This is a genomic window from Aidingimonas halophila, from assembly GCF_900106955.1.
Taxonomy (GTDB): domain Bacteria; phylum Pseudomonadota; class Gammaproteobacteria; order Pseudomonadales; family Halomonadaceae; genus Aidingimonas; species Aidingimonas halophila.
This window is the reverse complement of record NZ_FNNI01000005.1, coordinates 13,361-36,777: the sequence shown is the minus strand read 5'-3', so window position 1 is coordinate 36,777 and position 23,417 is coordinate 13,361. Positions and strand designations below refer to the sequence as shown.

Here is a 23,417-nt window from a genome sequence, read left to right as displayed (position 1 = left end):
TTGCAGATCGTTCAACCCGATAACTCCGCTTCCAGCGGAAACCTCGCTGGCAGTGGCCCTCCCGTTCGCAAAACGGGCTGTCGAACCGGTCAACGACGCGTGGCATCATATCCTAGATCGGTACCACGATTTTCATCACTCATTCGGCGAGCGCTGGCACTACGTCTACGGCCCTCTTCTTCGCAGGCCTTGTCGTTACCGCCGCACACTTCACACCCCTCTTTCATGCCGATCTGATTGAGCCCCCCACACGAGCCAGCGATAGGCTTGCGCCCCATGATCACGCCGATGGCCATGGCCGCCATCAATAACAGCATGAAACCGAGCACCAATAGCCAAGTCGTCATACAATCTCCTTTCAGCCCTGTTGGATTGTCCGTGACAGCTCCCTTCCTCTACGTTAGGACAATCATCAGGCGGCAATGTTTTATGCGACTCACCAACGATCGGGGCCGACCCAGTGGGTCGGCCCCGAAGCCAGTGGTCGTTAGCCACCGAAGTCATCCAGAGCGATATTCTCTGGCTCGACCCCCATGTCGATGAGCATCTTGATTACGGAGGCATTCATCATCGGCGGACCGCACATATAGTATTCGCAATCTTCAGGGGCCGGATGGTCCTTGAGATACATATCGTAAAGGACATTGTGGATGAACCCGGTAGGTCCTTCCCAATTATCTTCCGGCAGCGGATCAGAAAGTGCCAGATGCCACTCGAAATTATCGTTCTCTTCCTGGAGTTGGTCGAACTCTTCATTATAGAAGGTCTCACGCCAACTGCGGGCACCGTACCAGAACGAAATCTTGCGGTTGGTCTTGATACGCTTGAGCTGATCGAAGATATGGCTGCGCATGGGCGCCATGCCTGCCCCACCGCCGATGAAGACCATCTCGGCGTCGGTGTCCTTGGCAAAGAACTCGCCGAACGGCCCCATTACCGTCACCTTGTCGCCCGGCTTAAGACTGAAGCAATAGGTGGACATCACGCCTGGCGGGTGGCTGGTACCGGGAGGCGGTGTCGCGATACGGATATTGAACTTGAGGATGCCTTTCTCTTCAGGATAATTGGCCATCGAGTACGCGCGGATGACCTCTTCATCGCTCTTGTGGGAAATATCGAAAAGGTTGAATTTTTCCCAGTCTCCACGATACTCCTCCTCGATATCGAAGTCGGAGAACTTGACCTCGTAAGGTGGCGCCACCAGCTGGACATAACCGCCGGCGCGGAAATCCACATCCTCGCCTTCCGGCAAACGCAGATTGAGCTCCTTGATGAAGGTGGCGACGTTCGGGTTGCTGATGACTTCGCACTCCCACTTCTTGACGCCGAATACTTCTTCGGGCACCTCGATTCTCATGTCCTGCTTGACAGGGACCTGGCAGGAAAGGCGCCAGCCCTCCTTCTTCTCACGTAATGTGAAGGCCGACTCCTCTGTCGGCAGAATCGCGCCTCCCCCTTCTTCCACGCGGCATTTGCACTGAGCGCACGAGCCGCCGCCCCCGCAGGCGGAAGAGAGGAAGATGCCGTTGGCGGCCAATGTTTGCAGCAGTTTTCCACCGGCCTGCGTGGTGATGGTGTTGTCGGGATCGCCATTGATCTCTATGGACACATCACCACTACTAACCAAGCGGCTTCGTGCGGCGAGAATGATCATCACCAGCGCGATAACCACCAGTGTGAACATCCCGACGCCGAGCAAGATGACAGTCGTATCAACCATGTCAGTTCCTATTCTTGAAGCCTACGCACTGTGAAGCTTTATAGCTGCACGCCGGAGAAGGACATGAAGCCCAGCGACATGAGCCCTACGGTGATGAATGTCACGCCCAGACCCTGCAGGCCCGCCGGTACATCACTGTACTTGAGTTTCTCGCGGATACCCGCCAAGGCGGCAATGGCCAGTGCCCAACCGAATCCGGCACCGAAGCCATATATCACGGATTCACCGAACTCATAATTGCGCTCGACCATGAACAGGGTGCCACCAAGAATCGCGCAATTCACGGTAATCAATGGCAGGAATACACCCAAGGCGTTATAAAGCGCTGGAACGTATTTATCGAGAAACATCTCGAGAATCTGTACCAGGGCCGCAATGACGCCGATGTAACTCAATAAGCCGAGAAACGAGAGGTCGATGTTCTCGGCCCCTTCGAGCCCAGTCCATGTCAGGGCGCCCTCTTCAAGCAAATACGTCAGAATCAGATTATTGACCGGCACTGTGATGGTCAGCACCACGATGACAGCGATCCCCAGACCAATGGCGGAGGAGACTTTCTTTGACACGGCAAGAAACGTACACATACCGAGGAAGAACGCCAACGCCATGTTTTCGACGAAGACCGCCGCAATGAACAAGCTGAGATAATGCTCAAACATTTACACGGCCTCCTTCGGCTGAGTGTTTTCTTTCATCACGAACTGATTCTCTTCCACCTGCTCCGGATGGAATGAGCGAATCACCCAGATCATCAGGCCGATCACAAAGAAGGCCGACGGCGGCAGCAGCATCAGCCCATTGGGTACATACCAACCGCCATCCTGTACCGGTGCCAGTACCGTGAAACCGAACACACTGCCGGAACCCAGAAGCTCGCGGAAAAAGCCGACGACCATGAGAATCATGCCGTAACCGAGACCGTTGCCGATACCATCAAGGAACGACATGACCGGGCCGTTCTGCATGGCAAACCCTTCGGCACGACCCATGACGATACAATTCGTGATGATAAGACCAACGAATACCGAGAGTTGCTTGGACATCTCGTAGGCGAAGGCTTTCAATACCTGATCGACCACGATGACCAATGACGCAATGATCGTCATTTGTACGATGATCCGAATAGACGAAGGAATATTTTTGCGGATCAAGGAGACAAACAGGTTGGAAAAGGCCGTCACCGCAATGACTGCCAAAGCCATGACCAGCGATACACTCATACTGCTGGTCACCGCCAATGCCGAACAGATACCTAGGATCTGTAAAGCAATGGGATTGTTCTTGAAGATCGGCGTGAGCAGCACGCCTTTGGGAGTTGCAGCTGACATGATTACGCTCCTTCAGACGACTCACGGAACCTGTCGAGGTAAGGGCCGAAGCCATTCTCACCAAGCCAGAATTGAACAAGGTCAGTCACCCCATTGCTGGTCAACGTCGCACCTGACAAGGCATCGATCTCGGTCTCGCTACTGGCACCGCCCTTGACCAATTCGATATCGGGCATGCCATCTTCCCCAAGATCATCGTAAACCTTCTTGCCTTCCCATTTGGCCTTCCAACGGGGGTTGTCGACTTCGCCACCCAATCCGGGCGTTTCGCTATGCGAGTAGAAAGTGATCCCTACAATGGTATTGCCATCACCCTCGAGTGCCAAGAAGCCCCGCATCAATCCCCAGAGGCCCTGGCCGCGAACGGGGATGATGATCTGCTCTGGCTCGTCTTCATCGCCGACGAGGTAGACGACCGAATATTCCTCCTGGCGTGACAATCCGGCAATATCGTCTTCTCCTGACAAGGTCCGGGACTGCGCGGGATCACGAGCGGCCTCGAAGGGGCTGTATGTCTCGGGATCAAGTTCATCCGAGTATTCGCCGGTACGCAACTCCACGACCCGTGGCGTAATCTGCTCGAACTGCTCGTCGATGGACTGCCCCGGCTCAAGCATGTCGGCAACTTCGAGAATATTGCTGCGACGGTCGTTCTCCTCGTTGGCCTGCTGTAGTGGCCGCAGTGCCACAGCCGCAGTGGAGACGATCACCGAGCAGACGATGCAGAGCGCGAAGGCGACGATCAATATCTGTTTGATCGAGTTGTTACTGGCCATCAGGCTGTCTCCTCGGCCACGGCGCCGGTACGCTTTTCACGACGCTTGATATTGGCCTGCACGAAATAGTGATCAATCAGCGGGGCAAACAGGTTGGCAAACAGGATTGCCAGCATGATTCCTTCCGGAAACGCCGGGTTGGCCACGCGAATCATGACGGTCATGGCACCAATCAGAATACCGAAAATCAAGCGGCCGGGATTGGTCATCGATGCCGACACCGGATCAGTGGCCATGAAAACCATCCCGAACGCGAAACCACCGACCACCAGATGCCAATACCACGGCATGGCAAACATCGGGTTCGAGTCGGATCCAACCAGGTTGAACAACAAGCTGGTAGCCACCATGCCGACGAACACGCCCAGGATGATTCGCCACGACGCAATCTTGGTCCATAACAGCACGACCATGCCGATCAGGATGGCCAATGTCGAGGTTTCTCCCAGGGAACCCGGGATGAATCCAAGAAACGCATCCCACCAGCTGTATTCGCTGCTCAAATCAGCCATGCCATTCTGGAAGGCGATCGATAGCGGCGTGGCGCCAGTATAGCCATCCGCCGCCACCCAGATCGAATCCCCGGACAACTGGGCAGGATAAGCAAAGTAGAGAAACGCACGTCCTGTCAATGCCGGATTCAGGAAGTTCTTCCCCGTACCGCCGAAGATTTCCTTGCCGATGACCACGCCGAAAGTGATACCCAACGCGACCTGCCATAACGGTGTCGTGGCAGGGAGAATCAGCGCATAGAGCACCGAAGTGACAAAGAAGCCTTCATTGACCTCATGGCCTCGCTTGACAGCAAACAGTACTTCCCAGAAACCGCCAACGACAAAGGTCACCAGGTAAATCGGAAGAAAATAGGTAGCACCCAGCACGAAGTTAGACCAGACATTCCCGGCGTCATGACCGCCGGCCAGCAGCATCAGGATGGCTTCGCGCCAGCCATCCATCGACTCGTACCCGTTGGCGATGGCCGTATTGGCCAACCAGCCCGCATTCCACATACCGAAGAACATGGCGGGAAAGGTGCAGAGCCATACCGTGATCATGATGCGCTTCAAATCGACACCGTCACGGATATGTGCTGTGGTCTTGGTGACATCGGGTGGTGAGTAGAAGATCGTATCGACCGCTTCATAAAGCGGATAGAACTTCTCGTACTTGCCCCCTTTATGAAAATGGGGTTCTAGATTATCGAGTGTCTGTCGGATCCCCATCATCAGGCCTCTTTCTCAATCGTGGTGAGGTTGTCGCGCAAGATGGGACCGTATTCGTATTTCCCCGGGCACACATAGGTGCACAGAGCCAGGTCCTCTTCATCCAGCTCTAAACAGCCCAGCTGCATCGACGTTTCGATATCGCCGACAATCAATGAGCGCAGCAGTTGAGTCGGCAGGATATCCAGCGGCATCACGGCTTCGTAATTACCCACTGGCACCATGGCCCGTTCGGAACCGTTGGTCGATGTATCCGGCGCGTAATCGGATAACCCCAGAAATTTGGAGACATAAATACCCATGACCGAATGGCGCTTGATACCAGGCGACAACCATCCCATGAATTCACGCTTGTTACCTTCCTCGAGAAGGCTGATCTGGTTATGAAACCGCCCGAGATAACGTAAGCTCCCTTCCGCCGTTACGCCGGAGAATACCGATCCGGAGATGACACGGGTATCGTCGGGCGAGACGATCTCGCCCTGCAGGATTTCATCGGTGTGGGCCCCCATGCGGGTGCGCAGAAGCCGCGGTTTCTCGGCTCGCGGCCCTCCGACAGCGATGACACGATTGACATCAAGACGGCCTTCGACGAACAACTTGCCGAACGCAATCACGTCCTGATAACCGATATGCCAGACCCGTTTATGCAGGGCAACGGGTGACAGGAAGTGGATATGTGTTCCCACCAATCCCGCAGGATGCGGACCACTGAAGGTCTGCACATCGACACTCGGCACATCCGTTCCGGGCAAGGAGGCATCCGGTGACTGACAAAGGAATACCTTGCCTTGAGTCAAACGTGACAACACCCTGAGTCCGTGCTCGAAGGCCTTGGGCTGTTCGTTGATGATCAGCGCCGGGTCAGCGCTCAGCGGATGGGTATCGATGGCCGTGACGAAGATATTCTCCGGTTCACCATCCAGTGCCGGCGTGCGCGAGTAAGGCCGGGTCCGCAATGCGGTCCAGAGACCTGACTCGACAAGCTGGTCTACCACTGTCTGGCGTTCCAGATTGTCGATATTGTCGGCGCCATGAGCCGTAAAGGTCTCGGCCTCCTCCTTCTCATCAACTTCAATGACCACCGACAACAGGCGTCGCTTTTCTCCCCTATTGATCGCCACGACCTTACCGGCCGCAGGGGCGGTAAAACGCACTCCCTGAATCTTCTTGTCGGTGAAGAGCAATTGGCCCAGCTTGACGGTATCTCCCTCCCGGACCTCCATGGTCGGCTTCATGCCGACATAGTCGGTCCCCAGGACAGCCACGTGGCGAACCGGCCGCGCATCCTCGATACGCTGGTCGGGCGCCCCCGCGATGGGGAGATCCAGGCCTCTTTTGACTTCGATCATAGTCTCGCCCAGTTGTGGATCTGATATACCAGGAAAGGGTTTCGATGGACGCACGGACTAGCAGGCACCAAGACAGCCGGCCCAGTCGGACGTCACGGTGTTCGAATTCTTTTCTTATCAGAAGGTTGCTTCTATGGCCCGTGGATTCACGCGCCACGACCTAAAATCCTGAGCATTATAAATAGATACAGCCCGAAAGGCCACACGGAAAGGAGGGATAAACGCGGTTGGCTACGGGAATCACCTCCCCGTAGCCGGTCATCGAGAGTTAATCGCGATCCTTGGGAAAAGCCAGAAAGCTGACGTTGGACATATGCTGCAAGGCGCGGACGACCTGGCAACTGTAGCCAAATTCATTGTCATACCAGACGTAAAGCACCACGCTCTTGCCATCCGCGATGGTTGCCTTGGCATCAACAATACCGGCATGGCGGTTGCCGACGAAATCCGATGACACCACTTCCGGCGAGTCGACGTAGTCGATCTGCTTCTGCATGGGGGAATGAATCGCGACCCGACGCAGGTAATCGTTCAGCGCTTCCCTGTCGACCTCGGAATGAAGGCGCAGGTTGAGAATGGCCATCGACACATTCGGAGTCGGAACGCGGATGGCATTCCCGGTCAGTTTCCCTTCCAGTTCAGGCAATGCTTTAGCCACCGCCTTGGCAGCGCCCGTTTCTGTCAGCACCATGTTGAGAGGCGCACTGCGACCACGCCGCTCAGCCTTGTGGTAATTGTCGATCAGGTTCTGGTCATTGGTATAGGCATGCACGGTTTCAACATGACCATGCTCGATGCCGAAGTGATCATTGACGGCCTTGAGCACCGGCACGATCGCATTGGTGGTACACGATGCCGCGGAGACGATGCGATCAGCACCGGTAATATCGTCGTGATTGATCCCATAGACGACATTGGGGATGTTGCCTTTGCCCGGTGCCGTCAAGAACGCCTTGGATGCACCACTACAGGCCAGGTGCTGACCCAGGCCTTCCTCATCACGCCATAAACCGGTGTTGTCGACGACGATGGCATCGTGAATGTCATATTCCGTGTAATTCACGTCACGCGGCGAATCGGCATAAATGACCTTGATGTAATTGCCGTTGGCAATCAACGCGCTGTTCTCGTGATCCACGGCGATCGAACCGGCAAACGGGCCATGGACAGAATCGCGTCGCAGCAGACTAGCGCGCTTTTCCAGATCCTGGACGAGGTCACCATGCCCTCGCACGACAATGGCCCGCAAGCGCAGCATATTGCCACCGCCGGCCTTCTCGATCAGAATCCGCGCCAGAATACGCCCAATACGGCCGAAGCCATAAAGCACGACATCCTTGGGCTTGCCGTTGCCCATCTGAGCATCATGCTTGCCGACGATCTCATCCAGCTCACTTTCCAGGAACGCCTTGGCGTCACCATTCCCCTTATGCTTGAAGGCGACAGCCAACTTGCCGACATCCACATGGGCCGGCCCCAGATCCATCTCGGTCATGGCCTTGACCAGCGGATAGGTGTCTCGAACACTGAGCTCGGTGCCTTCGACCTTCTTGACGAACCGATGATCCTTCAGAATACGAATCACCGACTGGTTGATAAGAGAGCGGCCAAACAGTGAGGTCACAATGTTATATTGGCGATAAAGCCGTCCCAACAAAGGAATCATCTCTTCGGCCAGAGTTTCATTGCTCTGCCATTCTTCAAAAACGCTCTCGAGCTTTTGCTGACTCACGTGGGCCTCTCTTTCGTCAATAAACGATCGGCGTGGTTGATCAGGTACCCTTGTGCACCCATGTAATATCGAGAGGTCATTATCTTGATGACGTTGCAGCGCCGCAATCGAAGGATAGTCGCACTCGCTGTAAGGTAATTACAGAAATCGGGGGTTGACTACAAGATTCCTGTGAGGCTGCTATCATCACCGCTCTCAACAATAGGCTACCGACACGATTCTAGACATGCCGCAGTTTTCGCCGCTTACCCCGCCACACCCCGAAGGGGTCCGCGACACACGTTACTGGCACGCACCGCATGGCAGCGCCACGGCGCTGGCGTTATCGCGTCTTGCCGACGACGCGCCCCTGATGATCATCACTCCCGATACCGCCAGCGCCCAACGCCTGGAAAGCGAGCTGAGATTCTTTGCCAGAGAGCCGGTAATGCCGTTTCCCGACTGGGAGACATTGCCTTATGACAGTTTCTCCCCACACCAGGATATCGTCTCGGCGCGTCTCAGGACGCTCCGCCAGCTTCAGGACGCACGCAATGGCATCGTACTCGTCCCCGTCAACACCCTGATGCAGCGTCTGGCGCCGGTTGAGTACATTGCCGGACGCGTCATGACACTGGCGACGGGAACCAGACTGGACCGCGAGGCCTTCCGGGAAACGCTGTCACGAGCCGGCTATCGCGCGGTGGAAACCGTCTACGAGCCGGGAGAATATGCACTACGAGGCGCGCTGATCGATCTCTACCCGATGGGGACCGAATACCCCTTGCGTATCGATCTTTTCGATGACGAAATCGACACGTTGCGCCATTTCGATCCGGATACACAACGCAGCCACGACAAGGTCGAGTCGGTGGAATTGCTGCCGGCCCACGAATATTCGCTATCGCGCTCCGCTATTGCCTGCTTTCGCGAAGGATTCGAAACCCTGTTCGATGTCGATCCTCGTCAATGTCCGCTTTATGTGGATGCACTCAAGGGCATCCCCTCACCGGGACTGGAACAGTACCTGCCTCTTTTCTTCGAAGAGACGTCAACGCTGTTCGATCATCTTATTGATACGGCCAGGGTCGCCCTGTTGCCAGGCGTACACGAGGCTGCCGAACATCATTGGTCATCCATTCAGAGCCGCTATGAGAACCTGGGGGTCGACCCGACGCGACCGCTGCTTCCTCCACACAAGGCCTTCGTCCCGGTACCGGAAGTCTTTGCCGCCATCAAACGGTATCCTCGAGTCGAATTAGTCGATGAGGAACAACATCCTCACGCCCATACGCCGCTGACGGACACGCCTCCCTCAGTGGCCATCAACAGCCGGGCCCAGCGCCCCCTCGCAGCCCTTGAGCACTTTCTCGATACCCATGCATCCCAGCGGATACTGTTCGTAGCAGAGTCCCGGGGACGACGCGAAGCTCTGGAGGAAATGCTGTCCCCGCTTCATCTGGAACTTCCCCATGTCGAAGGCTGGGACGACTATCTGGATCAGACACATTCGCTTGCGATCACTGAAGGAGAGCTGAGTACAGGACTGACACTGACGGATCCCGAGCTTTCTGTCATCACCGAAACCGAATTGTTCGGCGAGGTCGTACGGCAATCCAGGCGCCGGGCAAAAGCCACCGATGACAACGAACTCGCCATCCGGCACCTCTCGGAGCTCAAACCCGGCGCCCCGGTCGTTCACCAGAACCATGGCGTTGGCCGTTATCGCGGACTGGAAACACTCGATGCCGGAGGTCAGGCAGCCGAATTCGTGACTCTGGAATATGCCGACGGTGCTCGTCTCTACGTCCCGGTGGATAGCCTGCACCTGATCTCACGTTATGCCGGCGCTTCCGATGAACTCGCTCCGCTGCACAAACTCGGTTCGGATACCTGGGACAAAGCCAAGAAGAAAGCGGCCGAGAAAATTCGTGACACCGCTGCCGAACTGCTCGATGTCTACGCCCGTCGCGAAGCACGTGAAGGCTTCAGTTGCGATCCTCCTGGCGAGGAATACGCTCGTTTCGCGGCCAGCTTCCCCTTTGAAGAAACGCCTGATCAACACGCGGCCATTGAGGCCGTCATCAATGACATGACGGCGTCCCAGCCGATGGATCGCGTGGTTTGTGGCGACGTCGGCTTCGGGAAAACGGAAGTCGCCATGCGAGCTGCGTTCCTGGCCGTTCATTCCGGACGTCAGGTCGTGGTACTCGTGCCCACCACACTTCTTGCACAGCAACATTACGATAACTTCCGCGACCGCTTCGCCGACACCGCTGTCCAGATCGAGTTGATTTCACGTTTCACTGGCGGCAAGAACCAGGAAGCGGCACTCGAAAGAATACGCAACGGCCGCGCCGATATCGTCATAGGGACCCATAAACTGCTGTCCAGGAACATGCAGTTTCCCAATATGGGCTTGCTGGTGATCGATGAAGAGCATCGCTTCGGGGTTTCTCAAAAAGAGCGACTCAAGAGTCTGCGTGCCGAGGTCGATATACTCACACTGACGGCAACGCCGATCCCCCGTACCCTCAACATGGCCATGAATGGTATTCGCGACCTATCGATCATCGCGACACCGCCGGCCCGGCGCCTGTCGGTCAAGACCTTTGTCCAGCAACGTAACGAGCCAGTCATCAAGGAGGCCATTCTTCGCGAAATCCTGCGTGGCGGTCAGGTCTACTTCCTGCACAATGAAGTCAAGACCATCGAGACGACTGCCGAGAAAGTGCGAGAACTGGTACCGGACGCGCGTATCGGCGTGGCCCATGGCCAGCTCCCTGAGCGCTCACTGGAGCGCGTGATGTCGGACTTCTACCACAAGCGTTTCAATGTGCTGGTGTGCTCGACGATCATCGAAACAGGCATCGACGTGCCGACCGCCAACACCATCGTTATCGAGCGGGCTGACAAGTTCGGTCTCGCCCAACTTCACCAGCTGCGCGGTCGTGTCGGCCGTAGCCACCATCAGGCTTATGCCTACCTGTTGACGCCCCCACCCAAAGCCATGACCAAGGATGCCGCCAAACGGCTCGAGGCGATCAGTCAATCCGATGATCTGGGGGCCGGTTTCACGCTGGCCAGCCACGACATGGAAATTCGCGGTGCCGGTGAGCTGCTGGGCGATGAGCAGAGTGGTCAGATGGAAACCATCGGCTACAGCCTCTACATGCAGATGCTCGACCGCGCTGTCAAAGCCATCCGTGACGGCAAGACCCCCAACATCGAGGCCCCTCTCGATGAGGGTGTCGAAATCAGCCTCAATGTACCGGCGCTGATCCCTGATGATTATCTGCACGACGTTCAGCAACGGTTGATCATGTACAAGCGAATCGCCAATGCTACCACTGACGCCGAACTCAAGGAGCTTCAGGTCGAAATGGTCGATCGCTATGGACTGCTCCCGGAACCGGTCAAGAATTTGATGCGACTGACACGACTTCGCCAGCGAGCGGAACGTCTGGGCATATCACGCCTGGAAGCCGGACCGGAACAAGGCAGAGTGATGTTTTCCGGCAGCACGAGCGTCGACCCCATGACACTGGTCAACATGATACAGAAGGACCCGGTACATTACCGCCTGGATGGTGCCGACACACTGCGTTTCGAGATCGACATGGAAAGCACCGATGCACGTTTTCAAGCCATCGAGAATCTACTGGAACGCCTGAACGTCAAGACGGAAGCGGCTTGAAGCTTCCTTATACCGATTCAAGCACTGACACGGCAAATTCGATATACTCGTATCCACATACACCGAGAAAGGGATAGTTCATGGCACGACTCAGGCAACGACTGCCAGGCCGGTTCACCGTTCCCGGCCTTTCGTGTGCTTTACTCACTGCAATGCTAGTGATCTCGGCTCCCACGACTGCCTGGGCACAGGATGATGAGAAAGCCAGCCGACCCGATGATGTTCCCGAGCAGGACGAACAGGAACAGCAAGGCACTCGTCTGGTCTATCCGATCCCGGAAGATGGCGATGTCGTTGGTGAAGTCCAGACAGTCATCGCCGATGAAGACGACACCTTGATCGATATCGGTCGTGCGCATGGACTCGGCTACGAAGAGATGCGTCGTGCCAATCCGGGACTAAGCATGTGGTATCCCGGCGAGGGTGCTGAAGTGGTTCTACCGAAACGGTTCATACTGCCCCCGGGCCCCCGCGAAGGTATCGTAATCAACCTGTCCGAACTACGACTGTATTATTATCCGGAGGTCGAGGAAGGAGAAACACCTGTTGTCGAGACCTATCCCATCAGTGTGGGTCGTGAGGGATTCTCCACCCCATTGGGAGAGACCCGAACAACCATGAAAGTCAAGGATCCTTCCTGGTCTCCTCCGGAATCCATGCGCCGTGAAGCCGCTGAACGAGGAGATCCACCGCCCGAGATCGTTCCCCCGGGGCCAGATAACCCCCTTGGACGTCATGCCGTTCTGCTGGATATTCCAGGCTATCTGATCCATGGGACCAACCGCCCCGACGGAGTCGGCATGCGTGTCAGCCGTGGCTGTGTCAGGTTGTATCCGGAAAATATCGAGTACTTATACGAAAACCTGCCCAACAACACTCAAGTTCGCATCATTAACGAACCCTTCAAGGTGGGCTGGTCAGATGACATGCTCTATGTACAGTCTTATCCCCTGCTCAAGGATGACGATATTGCCTTTGAGCCCATCATCAACGCTGTCGATGCGGTCGATGACGTCATGAAGGAAGCAGACGGAGACTCGCCGCCTGTCGATTACGCGCGGGTTCGCTACGCCATAGATGCTTCTCGGGGCCAGCCAGAGCCCGTATTGAGTTCTGCACCCTTGCTGGTCGACACCGCCCCCGTTGAGGCACTTGACTTGCGTACGGACTTTTTCCGTGAAATCGATACGGACGCTACCTGGTCGGATCGATCGACACTCTATGATGCTCTCGAATTGAGTGAACGATAGATTCAACGCCGTTTACGGAAGATAAGTCTGCGAAAGGCGACCCTATTGGTCGCCTTTTTTGTTTTCTCACCACGACGCTTGCCACGTCCTCCATCTCCAAAATGTGCTAAAACGCTCATTGCGATCACCCAAACTTGCCTTAGCTCTCGTCAACCCGTAATTAAGGGGATGGCAGGGAGCACTACTACAATGAACACAAGCCCTGAGAGTTCGAAGGTGTAACCGGTTAACACCTTGATGAGATGTGACCTAGGGGCCCGATAATGCTTAACGATATGATACGTGCCGAGATATGGCTCCAGGAGCGACTGGAATCTCGGGAAGGAATCGATGACCTGGCTGAACGCCTGGGCTATTCGGTCTCACAAGTCAGACGTAACTTCAAACGTTACTTTGGTGCGTCGCCAAGTGTTTACCGAGAACAACTGCGACTGGCTCAGGCAGCCATGTTCCTGGCGTTCAGTCAACGCAATATTAATCGAATCGCGCAACAATGCGGTTATCGCAACCACTCGGCGTTTTCGCGCACCTTCTTCAAACGTTTTCGAATATCACCGAGAAAATACCGTCAAGAGCAACATAGGACGCTGAAAGCTCACTATCGGGCAATCATGCAAGATTATCCGGTTGCTATACAGCGCACTCAAGGATTGCAAGCCATTGTGACGCGACTTTATGAGGATAAGGACGTGTTCAAGTCCTTACCGCAGTGGCCCATGGCAGATTGTCTTGACAAACTGCCGGAGCGACTGAGGCAGAATGCACCTGTGGCACTCATCCACGGCCACCCTATGACAGCGCAATTACAACGCACCGATCTGGGAGTCACCATTGACCCTCGTACAGCAGAGGATATGGCCCCTCCTCTCCCTTTCCGCAAGCTATCCTTGCCACTTTGTCGCTATGCGTCGGTCAGCATAGACCATCCTGATCAATGCAAAGATGCTTTGACACATCTATTGGTAACCAACCTGCTGGATAACAAGGAAAGCATCAGCGGATTGCCGATTCATCTACAGTGGGTATATAAGAACGCAAAAGCTGGCTGTGAAAGACAGAACGGGACCATGATCGAACTACGCTTACCACTTGTCGATCATGACCGCTGATACCGACCGCTCCCTAGATGGAGCGGTCGAGCGTTCTAAAACGCGATGGTGCAAGTGGTTTACTGCTCTACACGGACCAACCAGGATTCGACGGTATCGTTACCATATTCATCCTTCCAGGCCTTCAAGGTCTTCTGGTTACCGCCGCGGGTTTCCACGACCTCACCAGTATGAGGGTTCTTGTAAATCTTCAACTTGCGCTTACGGCGAGTACCGCCGGCCCCACCGGATGCTGACTTGGCAGTTGATTTGGCGGCCGATTGCGGATCCAGCAGTTCGATGACATCCGCTGCACTCTTGTTGAATTCGGACATCAAGGATTCAAGCTTTTCCTTGAATTCAAGTTCTGCCTTGAGTCGCGGATCGTTCTGAAGCTTTTCAAGCTGTTCACTCAGCTCCTTTAGCTTCTGTTCCTGCTGCAGATAGGTACTAAGTAATGACATTTAACTTTTCCTTTTAGATTCAGTACGGGATGCGTCATTATTATCAACCTTATAAAGGCTTCCTGCCAAGAGGTCAATAATTATAGCGATCCTATCAAGTTTATATCTATTTCGCCATATCATGAATTTAATAAAACTATAACATAGAGCCGCTCTGTTACGGCTGCCGTTATCTGTTAAGCCGATTATACACTGACTGTATCATTACCCGTCTCTGTTCCCATTTCTCCACAGATGTTAACCTTAAATAACCACAAGGGTTAACAAAGAGACGCCGCTATGTCTTCACTATGGCACCCCTATTCACAAATGCAGACACAACCCCCAGCGCCGGAGGTGATCGGGGGAGAGGGCCCTTATTTCACCCTTGCCAACGAAGAGCATTTACTGGATGCAACTTGCTCCTGGTGGTGCATGATTCATGGCTACCGCCACCCCAGGCTCGTAAAGGCCATCCAATCGCAAGCCGACGAGCTCTGCCACGTCATGCTTGGTGGTTTGACACATGACCCCGCCTCTCGGCTGGCTGATGAACTGGTTCGTGTCACGCCGGCAGGACTCAATCACGTATTCTTTTCCGATAGTGGCTCTGTTGGCATGGAAGTCGCCATGAAAATGGCTGTGCAGTACCAGGTCCAACGAGGCAGGCCTGATAAATATCGCATGTTGTCATTGATGCGTGCCTATCATGGAGATACAACGGGCTGTATGGCTGTCTGTGACCCAGAAGAAGGCATGCATTCCCTATTTGCAGGCTTTCTCCCTCAACACCATTTTGCGCCAGCCCCGACCGCCCCATTCAATGCCTCAGCGAGCGAGGCATCATCGGACATACAGGCACTTCGAGAGGTACTGGAAGCGCATCACCACGAGATCGCGGCACTGTTGATGGAACCCCTGCTGCAGGCGGCAGGCGGACTCAATATGACATCTCCCTATTATGTACAAGCTGCCAGGGAGCTTTGCGATGAGTTCAACGTATTACTCGTTTTCGATGAAGTGGCCACGGGCTTCGGCCGAACCGGTCAATGGTTCGCCGCCGATCACGCCAATGTGACTCCCGATATCATGGTTCTGTCCAAAGGGTTGACTGGAGGATACCTGGGGCACGCCGCCACACTTGCCACAAGTCACGTGTATGACGCTTTTCTGAGCGCTGACGACGAGCATGCATTCATGCATGGCCCAACCTTCATGGGCAATCCCTTGGCGTGCCGTGTTGCCCTGGAAAGTCTCGCCATATTCGAGGAGGAAGATTATCTCGGCAAGATCGCCACCCTGAACGGTATTCTTCGTCAGGAACTCCTGGATGATACTGGCAACTGGTCCGCTCATCCGAATATCGAAGATATTCGCGTGCTGGGCGCGACGGCAGTCATCGAGGTCGATGATCCGGCGGTGCTGCAAGGGGTTAAGGAGTATGCCCGTCAACAAGGCGTATGGATCCGTCCGTTCGGACGATGGCTCTACACTATGCCCGCCTATATCACGACTCCAGACGAGTTGCGTCGTATCACAGACGTCATGAAAGGGTGGTTCGGTGCATGACAGAAAAAGCGCCGCCTCGTTGGGGGGCGGCGCTTTTTAACAGTCAGGTGACTTGTCGAATAATGACGATCAGTCCTGATCCATTTGCTGCTTGATCAGGTCGCCAATGGTGGTCGGACCATCGCTTTCTGTCTCGGATTGCTCGCGTAACTTGCTCATGTTGCGGCGAGTCTCATCCTGGTCCTTGGCCTTGATGGACAGGCTGATCTGGCGATTCTTGCGATCCACGCTGATGATGCGTGCCTCGACGGTATCACCTTCGCTCAGCACATTGCGTGCGTCTTCGACACGATCAGCGCTGATCTCGGACGCTTTCAATGTCGCAATGACATCGGTCGCCAATTCGACACTCGCTTCCTTGGCATCAACTTCAACGACACGGCCTGTGACGATAGAGCCCTTGTCATTGACAGCCAGGAATTCGGATACCGGATCGGTTTCAAGCTGCTTGATACCGAGCGAAATACGCTCACGCTCCGGATCGATGGAGAGAATGACCGCTTCGGCTTCATCACCCTTCTTGAACTCGCGTACGGCCTCCTCGCCGGTCTCGGTCCAGGAGATATCGGACAGATGGACCAAGCCGTCGATGCCACCTTCCAGACCGATAAAGATACCGAAATCGGTAATCGACTTAATGGTGCCCGTAACGCGGTCACCCTTGTTGTAGCGAGCGCTGAAGTCTTCCCAGGGATTGGTAGTGCACTGCTTGATACCCAGAGAGATACGACGACGCTCTTCGTCGATATCCAGCACCATGACTTCGACGTCATCACCGATCTGAACGACCTTGGAGGGGTGGATGTTCTTGTTGGTCCAATCCATTTCGGAGACGTGGACCAGCCCTTCGACCCCTTCCTCGATCTCGGCAAAGCAGCCGTAATCGGTCAGATTGGTGACCTGAGCCATGACCCGAGTACCTTCCGGATACCGGTTCTTGATATTGACCCATGGGTCCTCGCCGAGCTGCTTGAGTCCCAGCGAGACACGGTTGCGTTCACGATCGAACTTCAACACCTTGACGTTGATTTCGTCGCCTACCGAAACGATCTCGGACGGGTGCTTGATACGCTTCCAGGCCATATCGGTGATATGGAGCAAGCCATCGACCCCACCCAAATCGACAAAGGCACCGTAATCGGTGAGGTTCTTGACGATACCCTTGATCTGCTGACCTTCCTGGAGTGTCGCCAACAGCGCGTCACGCTCGGCACTGTTCTCGGCTTCCAGAACCGCGCGACGTGAAACGACCACGTTGTTGCGCTTGGGATCCAGTTTGATGACCTTGAAGTCCAGTTCCTTGTTTTCAAGGTGCGCGGTATCGCGAACCGGGCGCACATCGACCAGGGAGCCCGGCAGGAAAGCGCGGATGGAGTCGACATCGACGGTAAAGCCGCCCTTGACCTTGCCGTTGATCACGCCCTTGACAATCTCTTCTTTCTCGAAGGCCGCTTCCAGACCTTTCCAAGCCTCGGCGCGCTTGGCTTTCTCGCGCGACAGGCGCGTTTCACCGAAGCCGTCTTCCACCGCTTCGAGAGCGACCTTGACTTCATCGCCGACGCCAATGGTCAATTCACCATTCTCGTCGCGGAATTGGGCCGCGGGAATCTGACCTTCAGACTTCAATCCAGCATTGACAGTGATCCAGTCACCCTCAATGTCGACGACCGTCGCCATGACGATGGCGCCCGGCTCCATGTTGATGTCCTGAAGCGACTGTTCAAACAACTCAGCAAAGCTTTCGCTCATGATGTTCCTACGTGATCAACGTTAATAGCGGGTTACCGCTGTTCTCCGCACCACCAGCAAGCACGGGCCTACTCCACACTCTTCGGGGACGTTGTCGCTGGTTCGACCTGATCGGGCTCTCGGCTTCCAAAGCTAGGGGTGCCCAATCACGTCATGACGTCTGACCGAAGCCTCCGCAAGTGATCATCGAGTATCCGGCATCATGCCCCGTTGGACAAGATAAGCCGTCAACTGATCCACGACTTCCGGTATCGTCAGGTCCGTGGTGTCCAACTCGACCGCATCGTCAGCGGGCTCGAGAGGCGCAACACTGCGCTGAGTATCTCGCGCGTCACGTTCCTGAATTTCTCTTAAAAGACTCGGAAGACTAGCATTTTCACCAGATTCCTGCAACTGGAGGTAGCGCCGTCGCGCACGTTCTTCAGCACTTGCCGTCAGGAAAACCTTTAGAGGCGCGTCGGGAAAGACCACCGTTCCCATATCACGGCCATCAGCCACCAGCCCAGGCATTACCCGAAAATCGCGCTGCCTCTGCAGCAATGCGCGTCGCACCTCGGGCAAGGCGGCAACTTGTGACGCCAGATTCCCGACATCCTCGGTTCGAATGGTCGTCGTGACATCATCGCCTTCAAGCAATATCCGCGGCTCTCCCTGATCGACCAAGAAAGCCACATCAAGCTCGACCGCAAGCCGGGTCAGAGAATCCATATCATCAACGGCGATACCATGCCGTAATGCGGCCAATGCCGTGAGACGATAAAGCGCTCCGGAATCCAGCAAATGCCACCCCAGACGCTCGGCGACCAGGCGACTGATGGTGCCTTTTCCTGCACCTCCAGGACCATCGACAGTCACGACCGGAACAGTGTCAGCGAAAGAGACATCGTTCATGAGGCCTCCTCGGTAACTTGCATTCCGATACGATTGACCAGCTCGACGAAACCGGGGAACGAAGTCGCGACGTTGGTGCAATCATCGATGAGAATCTCGTCGGCGGCCCGCAATCCGGCAATCGTGAATGCCATCGCGATCCGGTGGTCTCCCAGGCTGTCGACATGACCGCCCCCATAGGCAGGTCCCTGGTTCGTGCAGCCAATGATATCGATGCCATCGTCATGGACACGGTTTTCGACACCCAGAACGCTCAAACCATCCGCCATTGCTTTGATCCGGTCGGATTCCTTGACTCGCAACTCCTCAGCGCCACGAAGCCGGGTGGTCCCTTCGGCATTGGCAGCGGCAATGAATAACGCCGGAAACTCATCGATCGCCAGCGGCACTTGGTCAACCGGGATATCGATGCCCTTGAGAGGCGCATAACGAACGCGAATGTCGGCGACCGGCTCACCACCGACTTCATGCGGATTGAGCAACGCCAGGTCAGCTCCCATCGCCTGCAGTATATTGATGACGCCGATACGGGTGGGATTGACGCCGACATGCTCGAGCGTCAAATCCGCTCCAGGCGTTATCACTGCCGCAACCAGGAAAAAAGCTGCCGACGAAATATCGGAGGGAACATCAATCGGCCCCGCCGTGAGCCTTCCGCCCCCACGCAACCAGCATGTATCACCGTCTCGCTGTACCGGGTAGCCAAAGCCATTGAGCATACGTTCCGTGTGGTCACGAGTCGGCGCGGGTTCTCGAACCCGGGTTTCCCCCTGTGCATACATCCCTGCCAACAGGAGGCAGGACTTGACCTGCGCACTGGCCATAGGCATATCGTAGTCAATGCCCTGGAGAGATTGGCCGCCACGAATCGTCAACGGGGGACGACCTCCTTCTGCGGTCTCGATCACCGCGCCCATCTGACGTAGCGGATCGGCCACCCGGTCCATGGGTCGTTTGGTCAATGACGCATCACCGGTCAACTCGGTATCGAAGGCCTGCCCCGCCAGCAGCCCAGCAAACAACCGCATGGCCGTTCCGGAATTGCCGACATAAATCGCTCCGGCAGGCGCCTTCAGACCGTGCATGCCGACACCATGAATCGTCACGCGCCCCTGATGAGGTCCCTCGATCGCCACCCCCATTTCGCGAAAGGCCTGCAACGTAGCCAGGCTATCCTCCCCTTCGAGGAATCCCGTCACTTCGGAAACTCCCTCGGCCAAAGCGCCCAGCATGATTGAACGGTGCGAGACCGACTTATCACCGGGCACGCGGATATGTCCAGTGGCATGGCCTCCGGGAGCGACTCGATAATGACGTTTCTTATGTTCCATGGTCTGATAACCCACTTGATAACTGGTCTGCTTCATGAGCGTATCGAAATAACGCCGGGCATGACTGGCTCTATCGAAGGTGGCCAGCATCGCATCGCCATCGCCCATCGCGATGGCGTCACGAAGTCTGCCCAACCCCTCCTCGAAATCGTCCAGGGCGGCAAGCACGGCATCACGATTGGCGGTAAAGATATCCCGCCACATGACGGGATCACTGCCGGCGATACGGGTGAAATCCCGAAACCCGCCGGCGGCATACCGAAAAATTTCCAGCCGCTCATCGCCTCGTGCCAGCGTGTCCACCAACGAGAACGCCAACAAGTGGGGCAGATGGCTGGTTCGGGCCAGGACCTCATCATGATGATCGATCCCCATTGCCACCACCTCAGCACCGCAACAGGTCCACAGGGCCTGCACGCGACCGATTGCTTCGGCCTCCGTCGCATCGTCAGGGGTAAGAATGACCTTGTGATGTCGAAACAAGCCCGCATCAGCGGCCGTCACCCCGGTTTTCTCCGAACCGGCAATCGGGTGACCCGGAACGAAGCGCGTGGGCAAACCACCAAATGTCCGCTCGGCTGCATCACGGATCGCCTTCTTGGTACTCCCCACATCAGTAATCACGGCCTTGCCATCACCCGCGCGGGCAAGTCGCTCAAGTACCGCCTCCATGGCCATGACAGGAACGGCCAGTACGATCATCGTGCAACCAGGCAATAGGGCTTCGAGATCAGTATCACCTTGATCGATGATGCCCATCGAGATCCCGCGTTCAATTTCGCAGCTATCGCGGTCACACGCCAGTATCTCACCGGGAAATCCGTACTGCTTGAGCGCTGCCGCCAACGACCCACCAATCAAACCGAGCCCAACGATGAGAATACGTGATTCGCGCAGAGGCATTATCCCCTGCTCACGCTCCCCACCAGTTTCCGATGGCGCCGATGTCCCCATTGTCACAACACACCCATGGGATACGAACCCAGGACCTTGAGCTCGGCCGAACGCAGTCGTACCTCTTCCAGCACGGCGGCCACCTCAGGCTCATCCCGATGCCCCTTGAAATCGATGAAGAAGACGTAATTCCACACACCGGTACGCGATGGGCGTGTCTCCAGCCGGGTCAAGTCGATCTGATGGCGGTGAAACGGCTCCAGCAGCTCATGCAAGGCGCCCGGCTGATTGCGCATGGCAACCACGATAGAGGTCTTGTCTTCCCCGGACATGGGAACATTATGGTTACCGATGATCAGGAAACGCGTCGAATTATCGGGACTATCCTCGATCTTCTCTGCTATCTTCTCCAGACCATACAGTCTGGCCGCCATATCACCGGCAATGGCGGCACTATGCCATTCGGTCTTGACCAGCTTCGCTGCCTCGGCATTGGAGGCTACCGCCACACGTTCCGCGTGGGGATAATGGGCATCGAGCCATTTGCGGCATTGCGCAAAGGATTGCGGATGTGAATAGATCCGCGACACCTTGTCCTTGAGCGTATTACTGGACACCAACAGATGATGGTGGATTCGCAGCACGACTTCCCCATCGATTTGCATGGCGGAATCCATGAACGAGTCCAGGGTGTGGTTGACGACCCCTTCGGTGGAGTTTTCGACAGGAACGACACCGTAATTGGCGGCACCGGCTTCGACCTCGCGAAACACATCATCAATAGCGGCCATCGGCATACTGACGGCACTATGGCCGAAATGCTTGAGCGCGGCCTGTTGCGTAAACGTGCCCTCGGGGCCGAGATAAGCCACTTTGACCGGTTGTTCCAAAGCCAGACAGGCGGACATGATTTCCCGGAACAAGCGGGCCATTTCCTCATCGTCCAACGGCCCGTCGTTGAGCGCCATGATCCGTCGCAAGACCTGGGCTTCCCGCTCCGGCCGATAGAAGACCGTACCGGGATCATCCTTGGTCTTGATATCGGCCACCTGTTTGGCACAGCGGGCACGATCACTGATCAGGCGCAGGATATTGTCATCCAGCTGATCGATACGCTGGCGCAACTCATCAAGATTATTGGGGGTGTCGCTCATTCGTTTTCCCCTGATGCAAGATGCTTGAAAGCCGTCATGCTGCTCTTAATCCAACCCGAGGCGGGGTTTGACTGACAGTTTATCGCTGCCGGCTCGCCGAGAGAATCAGCCTCTTCGTCTTTCAAAATCCGTCATGAAATCTATCAGTGTATCGACCGCCTTCTCAGGAACGGCATTATAGAGGCTGGCACGCATGCCACCGACACTGCGGTGCCCCTTGAGATTGAGAAGGCCGACTGCCTCGGCCTCATCGAGAAAGGATTGATTCAATCCGTCATCGGCCAGCACAAAGGGAATGTTCATGAGCGACCGGTTCAACGGGGCGATGGGGTTGGTATAAAAATCGCTGCCATCGATAGCGGCATAAAGCTTATCGGCTTTGCGGCGATTGATGGTCTCCATTGCTGCCAGGCCGCCCACATCCTCCTTCAACCACTGGAAGACAAGCCCAGCCAGATACCAGGCGTAGGTAGGCGGCGTATTGATCATCGATCCTGCCTCGGCCAGCGCGCGATAACTGAACAGGCCTGGCATATCGCTTCGCCCCCGTCCCAACAGGTCTTCATGCACGATCACCACCGTCAGGCCGGCAGGCCCGATATTCTTTTGCGCACCTGCGTAGATCACACCATAATCGCTGACATCAATCGGTCCGGAGAGAATCGAAGACGACATGTCGCAGACGATCGGCAAACCGCCCCCCTGCGGGGACGCCATCTTCGGCACATAATCGAATGCCAGTCCGCCGATCGTTTCATTGGCCGTATAGTGCAGATACGCCGCATCATCAGAGAGGTCGATATCATCCGGACGCGGCACAGCGGTCAAGCGGTTGGCTTCACTGGACGCGGCAATATGGGCCCCGCCCAGATGCTCGGCCTCAGCAATCGCTTTCTTGGCCCAGATACCGGTGTGCAGATAATTGGGTGTTCCGCCTTGTCCCAGCAAATTGTAGGGCACCATGGCAAACTGCATGGTAGCGCCCCCCTGCAGGAACAGTACCCGATAGTCATCCGGCACGGATAGCAGGTCACGCAAATCCTGTTCGGCACGCTCGGCAATGGCCACGAACTCGGGGCTGCGATGACTCATTTCCATGACCGACAGGCCGCGTCCCTGGTAATCAAGCAATTCGTCTTGAGCGCGTTCGAGCACGGCTTCCGGCAATGCCGCCGGGCCGGCACAGAAATTATAGTGACGTGTCATGAGTGTGAATCCCGATCCTCTTGTCGTTGCGTTAT

The 23,417-nt window shown here is 55.8% G+C and carries 18 protein-coding genes; 4 read left to right on the top strand and 14 right to left on the bottom strand.

The window, feature by feature from the left end; all coding sequences use genetic code 11:
• Nucleotides 1-89: 89 nt before the first annotated feature.
• The 8 genes from nqrM to BLW01_RS10150 all read right to left on the bottom strand — a co-directional run bounded on the left by nqrM (nt 90) and on the right by BLW01_RS10150 (nt 8,131).
• A complete protein-coding gene (gene nqrM, locus BLW01_RS10185; protein ID WP_092569419.1) occupies nt 90-347 on the bottom strand; it encodes a (Na+)-NQR maturation NqrM in 258 nt (85 codons plus the stop codon).
• Between the two features lie 140 nt (nt 348-487).
• Nucleotides 488-1,720 (bottom strand): NADH:ubiquinone reductase (Na(+)-transporting) subunit F, encoded by a 1,233-nt coding sequence (gene nqrF / locus BLW01_RS10180; RefSeq protein WP_092569418.1) that lies wholly within the window; start codon nt 1,718-1,720, stop codon nt 488-490.
• 38 nt (nt 1,721-1,758) lie between these two features.
• Complete coding sequence (gene nqrE / locus BLW01_RS10175) at nt 1,759-2,379, bottom strand: NADH:ubiquinone reductase (Na(+)-transporting) subunit E (RefSeq protein ID WP_092569417.1); 621 nt, start codon at nt 2,377-2,379, stop codon at nt 1,759-1,761.
• Nucleotides 2,380-3,048, bottom strand: a complete 669-nt coding sequence (locus BLW01_RS10170) for an NADH:ubiquinone reductase (Na(+)-transporting) subunit D (RefSeq protein WP_092569416.1) — start codon at nt 3,046-3,048, stop codon at nt 2,380-2,382.
• 2 nt (nt 3,049-3,050) lie between these two features.
• Entirely contained in the window at nt 3,051-3,827 is a 777-nt protein-coding gene (locus BLW01_RS10165) for a Na(+)-translocating NADH-quinone reductase subunit C (protein WP_092569415.1), read from the bottom strand.
• Nucleotides 3,824-5,050: an NADH:ubiquinone reductase (Na(+)-transporting) subunit B gene (locus BLW01_RS10160; protein ID WP_092569414.1), complete on the bottom strand. Its 1,227-nt coding sequence runs from the start codon at nt 5,048-5,050 to the stop codon at nt 3,824-3,826. The genes BLW01_RS10165 and BLW01_RS10160 overlap by 4 nt, the downstream gene beginning before the upstream one ends.
• Nucleotides 5,050-6,399, bottom strand: a complete 1,350-nt coding sequence (locus BLW01_RS10155) for a Na(+)-translocating NADH-quinone reductase subunit A (RefSeq protein WP_092569413.1) — start codon at nt 6,397-6,399, stop codon at nt 5,050-5,052. The genes BLW01_RS10160 and BLW01_RS10155 overlap by 1 nt, the downstream gene beginning before the upstream one ends.
• A 268-nt stretch (nt 6,400-6,667) precedes the next feature.
• The gene (locus tag BLW01_RS10150; RefSeq protein WP_092569412.1) at nt 6,668-8,131 is read right to left on the bottom strand and encodes a glyceraldehyde-3-phosphate dehydrogenase; all 1,464 of its coding nucleotides are present in this window, start codon (nt 8,129-8,131) and stop codon (nt 6,668-6,670) included.
• A gap of 226 nt (nt 8,132-8,357) precedes the next feature.
• On the opposite strand from BLW01_RS10150, the gene mfd reads away from it, so the two are divergent.
• From mfd to BLW01_RS10135, 3 genes are all read left to right on the top strand, one after another.
• Nucleotides 8,358-11,807, top strand: a complete 3,450-nt coding sequence (mfd, locus tag BLW01_RS10145; RefSeq protein ID WP_092569411.1) for a transcription-repair coupling factor — start codon at nt 8,358-8,360, stop codon at nt 11,805-11,807.
• A gap of 80 nt (nt 11,808-11,887) precedes the next feature.
• On the top strand, nt 11,888-13,057 hold the full coding sequence (locus tag BLW01_RS10140; protein ID WP_092569410.1) for a L,D-transpeptidase family protein: 1,170 nt from the start codon (nt 11,888-11,890) through the stop codon (nt 13,055-13,057).
• Nucleotides 13,058-13,320: 263 nt separating this feature from the next.
• The gene (locus tag BLW01_RS10135; protein WP_092569409.1) at nt 13,321-14,166 is read left to right on the top strand and encodes a helix-turn-helix domain-containing protein; all 846 of its coding nucleotides are present in this window, start codon (nt 13,321-13,323) and stop codon (nt 14,164-14,166) included.
• Nucleotides 14,167-14,225: 59 nt separating this feature from the next.
• On the opposite strand, the gene BLW01_RS10130 is transcribed toward BLW01_RS10135, so the two are convergent.
• Complete coding sequence (locus BLW01_RS10130) at nt 14,226-14,609, bottom strand: histone-like nucleoid-structuring protein, MvaT/MvaU family (RefSeq protein WP_092569408.1); 384 nt, start codon at nt 14,607-14,609, stop codon at nt 14,226-14,228.
• A gap of 279 nt (nt 14,610-14,888) precedes the next feature.
• Between BLW01_RS10130 and bioA the strand changes: the two genes are divergently transcribed.
• Nucleotides 14,889-16,157 carry an adenosylmethionine--8-amino-7-oxononanoate transaminase gene (gene bioA, locus BLW01_RS10125; protein WP_092569407.1) on the top strand — a complete coding sequence of 423 codons (1,269 nt, stop codon included), beginning with the start codon at nt 14,889-14,891 and terminating at the stop codon, nt 16,155-16,157.
• A 69-nt stretch (nt 16,158-16,226) separates the two neighbouring features.
• Here the strand turns inward: bioA and rpsA are convergent, their stop codons facing one another.
• The 5 genes from rpsA to serC form a co-directional block, all read right to left on the bottom strand.
• A complete protein-coding gene (rpsA, locus tag BLW01_RS10120; protein WP_092569406.1) occupies nt 16,227-17,906 on the bottom strand; it encodes a 30S ribosomal protein S1 in 1,680 nt (559 codons plus the stop codon).
• A gap of 183 nt (nt 17,907-18,089) precedes the next feature.
• Nucleotides 18,090-18,797, bottom strand: a complete 708-nt coding sequence (gene cmk / locus BLW01_RS10115; protein WP_092569405.1) for a (d)CMP kinase — start codon at nt 18,795-18,797, stop codon at nt 18,090-18,092.
• The gene (locus BLW01_RS10110) at nt 18,794-21,031 is read right to left on the bottom strand and encodes a bifunctional prephenate dehydrogenase/3-phosphoshikimate 1-carboxyvinyltransferase (RefSeq protein WP_092569404.1); all 2,238 of its coding nucleotides are present in this window, start codon (nt 21,029-21,031) and stop codon (nt 18,794-18,796) included. The genes cmk and BLW01_RS10110 overlap by 4 nt, the downstream gene beginning before the upstream one ends.
• A gap of 53 nt (nt 21,032-21,084) precedes the next feature.
• A complete protein-coding gene (gene pheA / locus BLW01_RS10105) occupies nt 21,085-22,176 on the bottom strand; it encodes a prephenate dehydratase (protein WP_092569403.1) in 1,092 nt (363 codons plus the stop codon).
• 105 nt (nt 22,177-22,281) lie between these two features.
• The gene (gene serC / locus BLW01_RS10100) at nt 22,282-23,382 is read right to left on the bottom strand and encodes a 3-phosphoserine/phosphohydroxythreonine transaminase (RefSeq protein ID WP_092569402.1); all 1,101 of its coding nucleotides are present in this window, start codon (nt 23,380-23,382) and stop codon (nt 22,282-22,284) included.
• Nucleotides 23,383-23,417: the final 35 nt, after the last annotated feature.

Coding starts and splice junctions, on each gene's coding strand:
- nqrM (WP_092569419.1), bottom strand. CDS start 347: ATGACGACTTGGCTATTGGTGCTCGGTTTCATGCTGTTATTGATGGCG.
- nqrF (WP_092569418.1), bottom strand. CDS start 1,720: ATGGTTGATACGACTGTCATCTTGCTCGGCGTCGGGATGTTCACACTG.
- nqrE (WP_092569417.1), bottom strand. CDS start 2,379: ATGTTTGAGCATTATCTCAGCTTGTTCATTGCGGCGGTCTTCGTCGAA.
- BLW01_RS10170 (WP_092569416.1), bottom strand. CDS start 3,048: ATGTCAGCTGCAACTCCCAAAGGCGTGCTGCTCACGCCGATCTTCAAG.
- BLW01_RS10160 (WP_092569414.1), bottom strand. CDS start 5,050: ATGATGGGGATCCGACAGACACTCGATAATCTAGAACCCCATTTTCAT.
- BLW01_RS10155 (WP_092569413.1), bottom strand. CDS start 6,399: ATGATCGAAGTCAAAAGAGGCCTGGATCTCCCCATCGCGGGGGCGCCC.
- mfd (WP_092569411.1), top strand. CDS start 8,358: ATGCCGCAGTTTTCGCCGCTTACCCCGCCACACCCCGAAGGGGTCCGC.
- BLW01_RS10140 (WP_092569410.1), top strand. CDS start 11,888: ATGGCACGACTCAGGCAACGACTGCCAGGCCGGTTCACCGTTCCCGGC.
- BLW01_RS10135 (WP_092569409.1), top strand. CDS start 13,321: ATGCTTAACGATATGATACGTGCCGAGATATGGCTCCAGGAGCGACTG.
- BLW01_RS10130 (WP_092569408.1), bottom strand. CDS start 14,609: ATGTCATTACTTAGTACCTATCTGCAGCAGGAACAGAAGCTAAAGGAG.
- bioA (WP_092569407.1), top strand. CDS start 14,889: ATGTCTTCACTATGGCACCCCTATTCACAAATGCAGACACAACCCCCA.
- rpsA (WP_092569406.1), bottom strand. CDS start 17,906: ATGAGCGAAAGCTTTGCTGAGTTGTTTGAACAGTCGCTTCAGGACATC.
- cmk (WP_092569405.1), bottom strand. CDS start 18,797: ATGAACGATGTCTCTTTCGCTGACACTGTTCCGGTCGTGACTGTCGAT.
- BLW01_RS10110 (WP_092569404.1), bottom strand. CDS start 21,031: ATGCCTCTGCGCGAATCACGTATTCTCATCGTTGGGCTCGGTTTGATT.
- pheA (WP_092569403.1), bottom strand. CDS start 22,176: ATGAGCGACACCCCCAATAATCTTGATGAGTTGCGCCAGCGTATCGAT.
- serC (WP_092569402.1), bottom strand. CDS start 23,382: ATGACACGTCACTATAATTTCTGTGCCGGCCCGGCGGCATTGCCGGAA.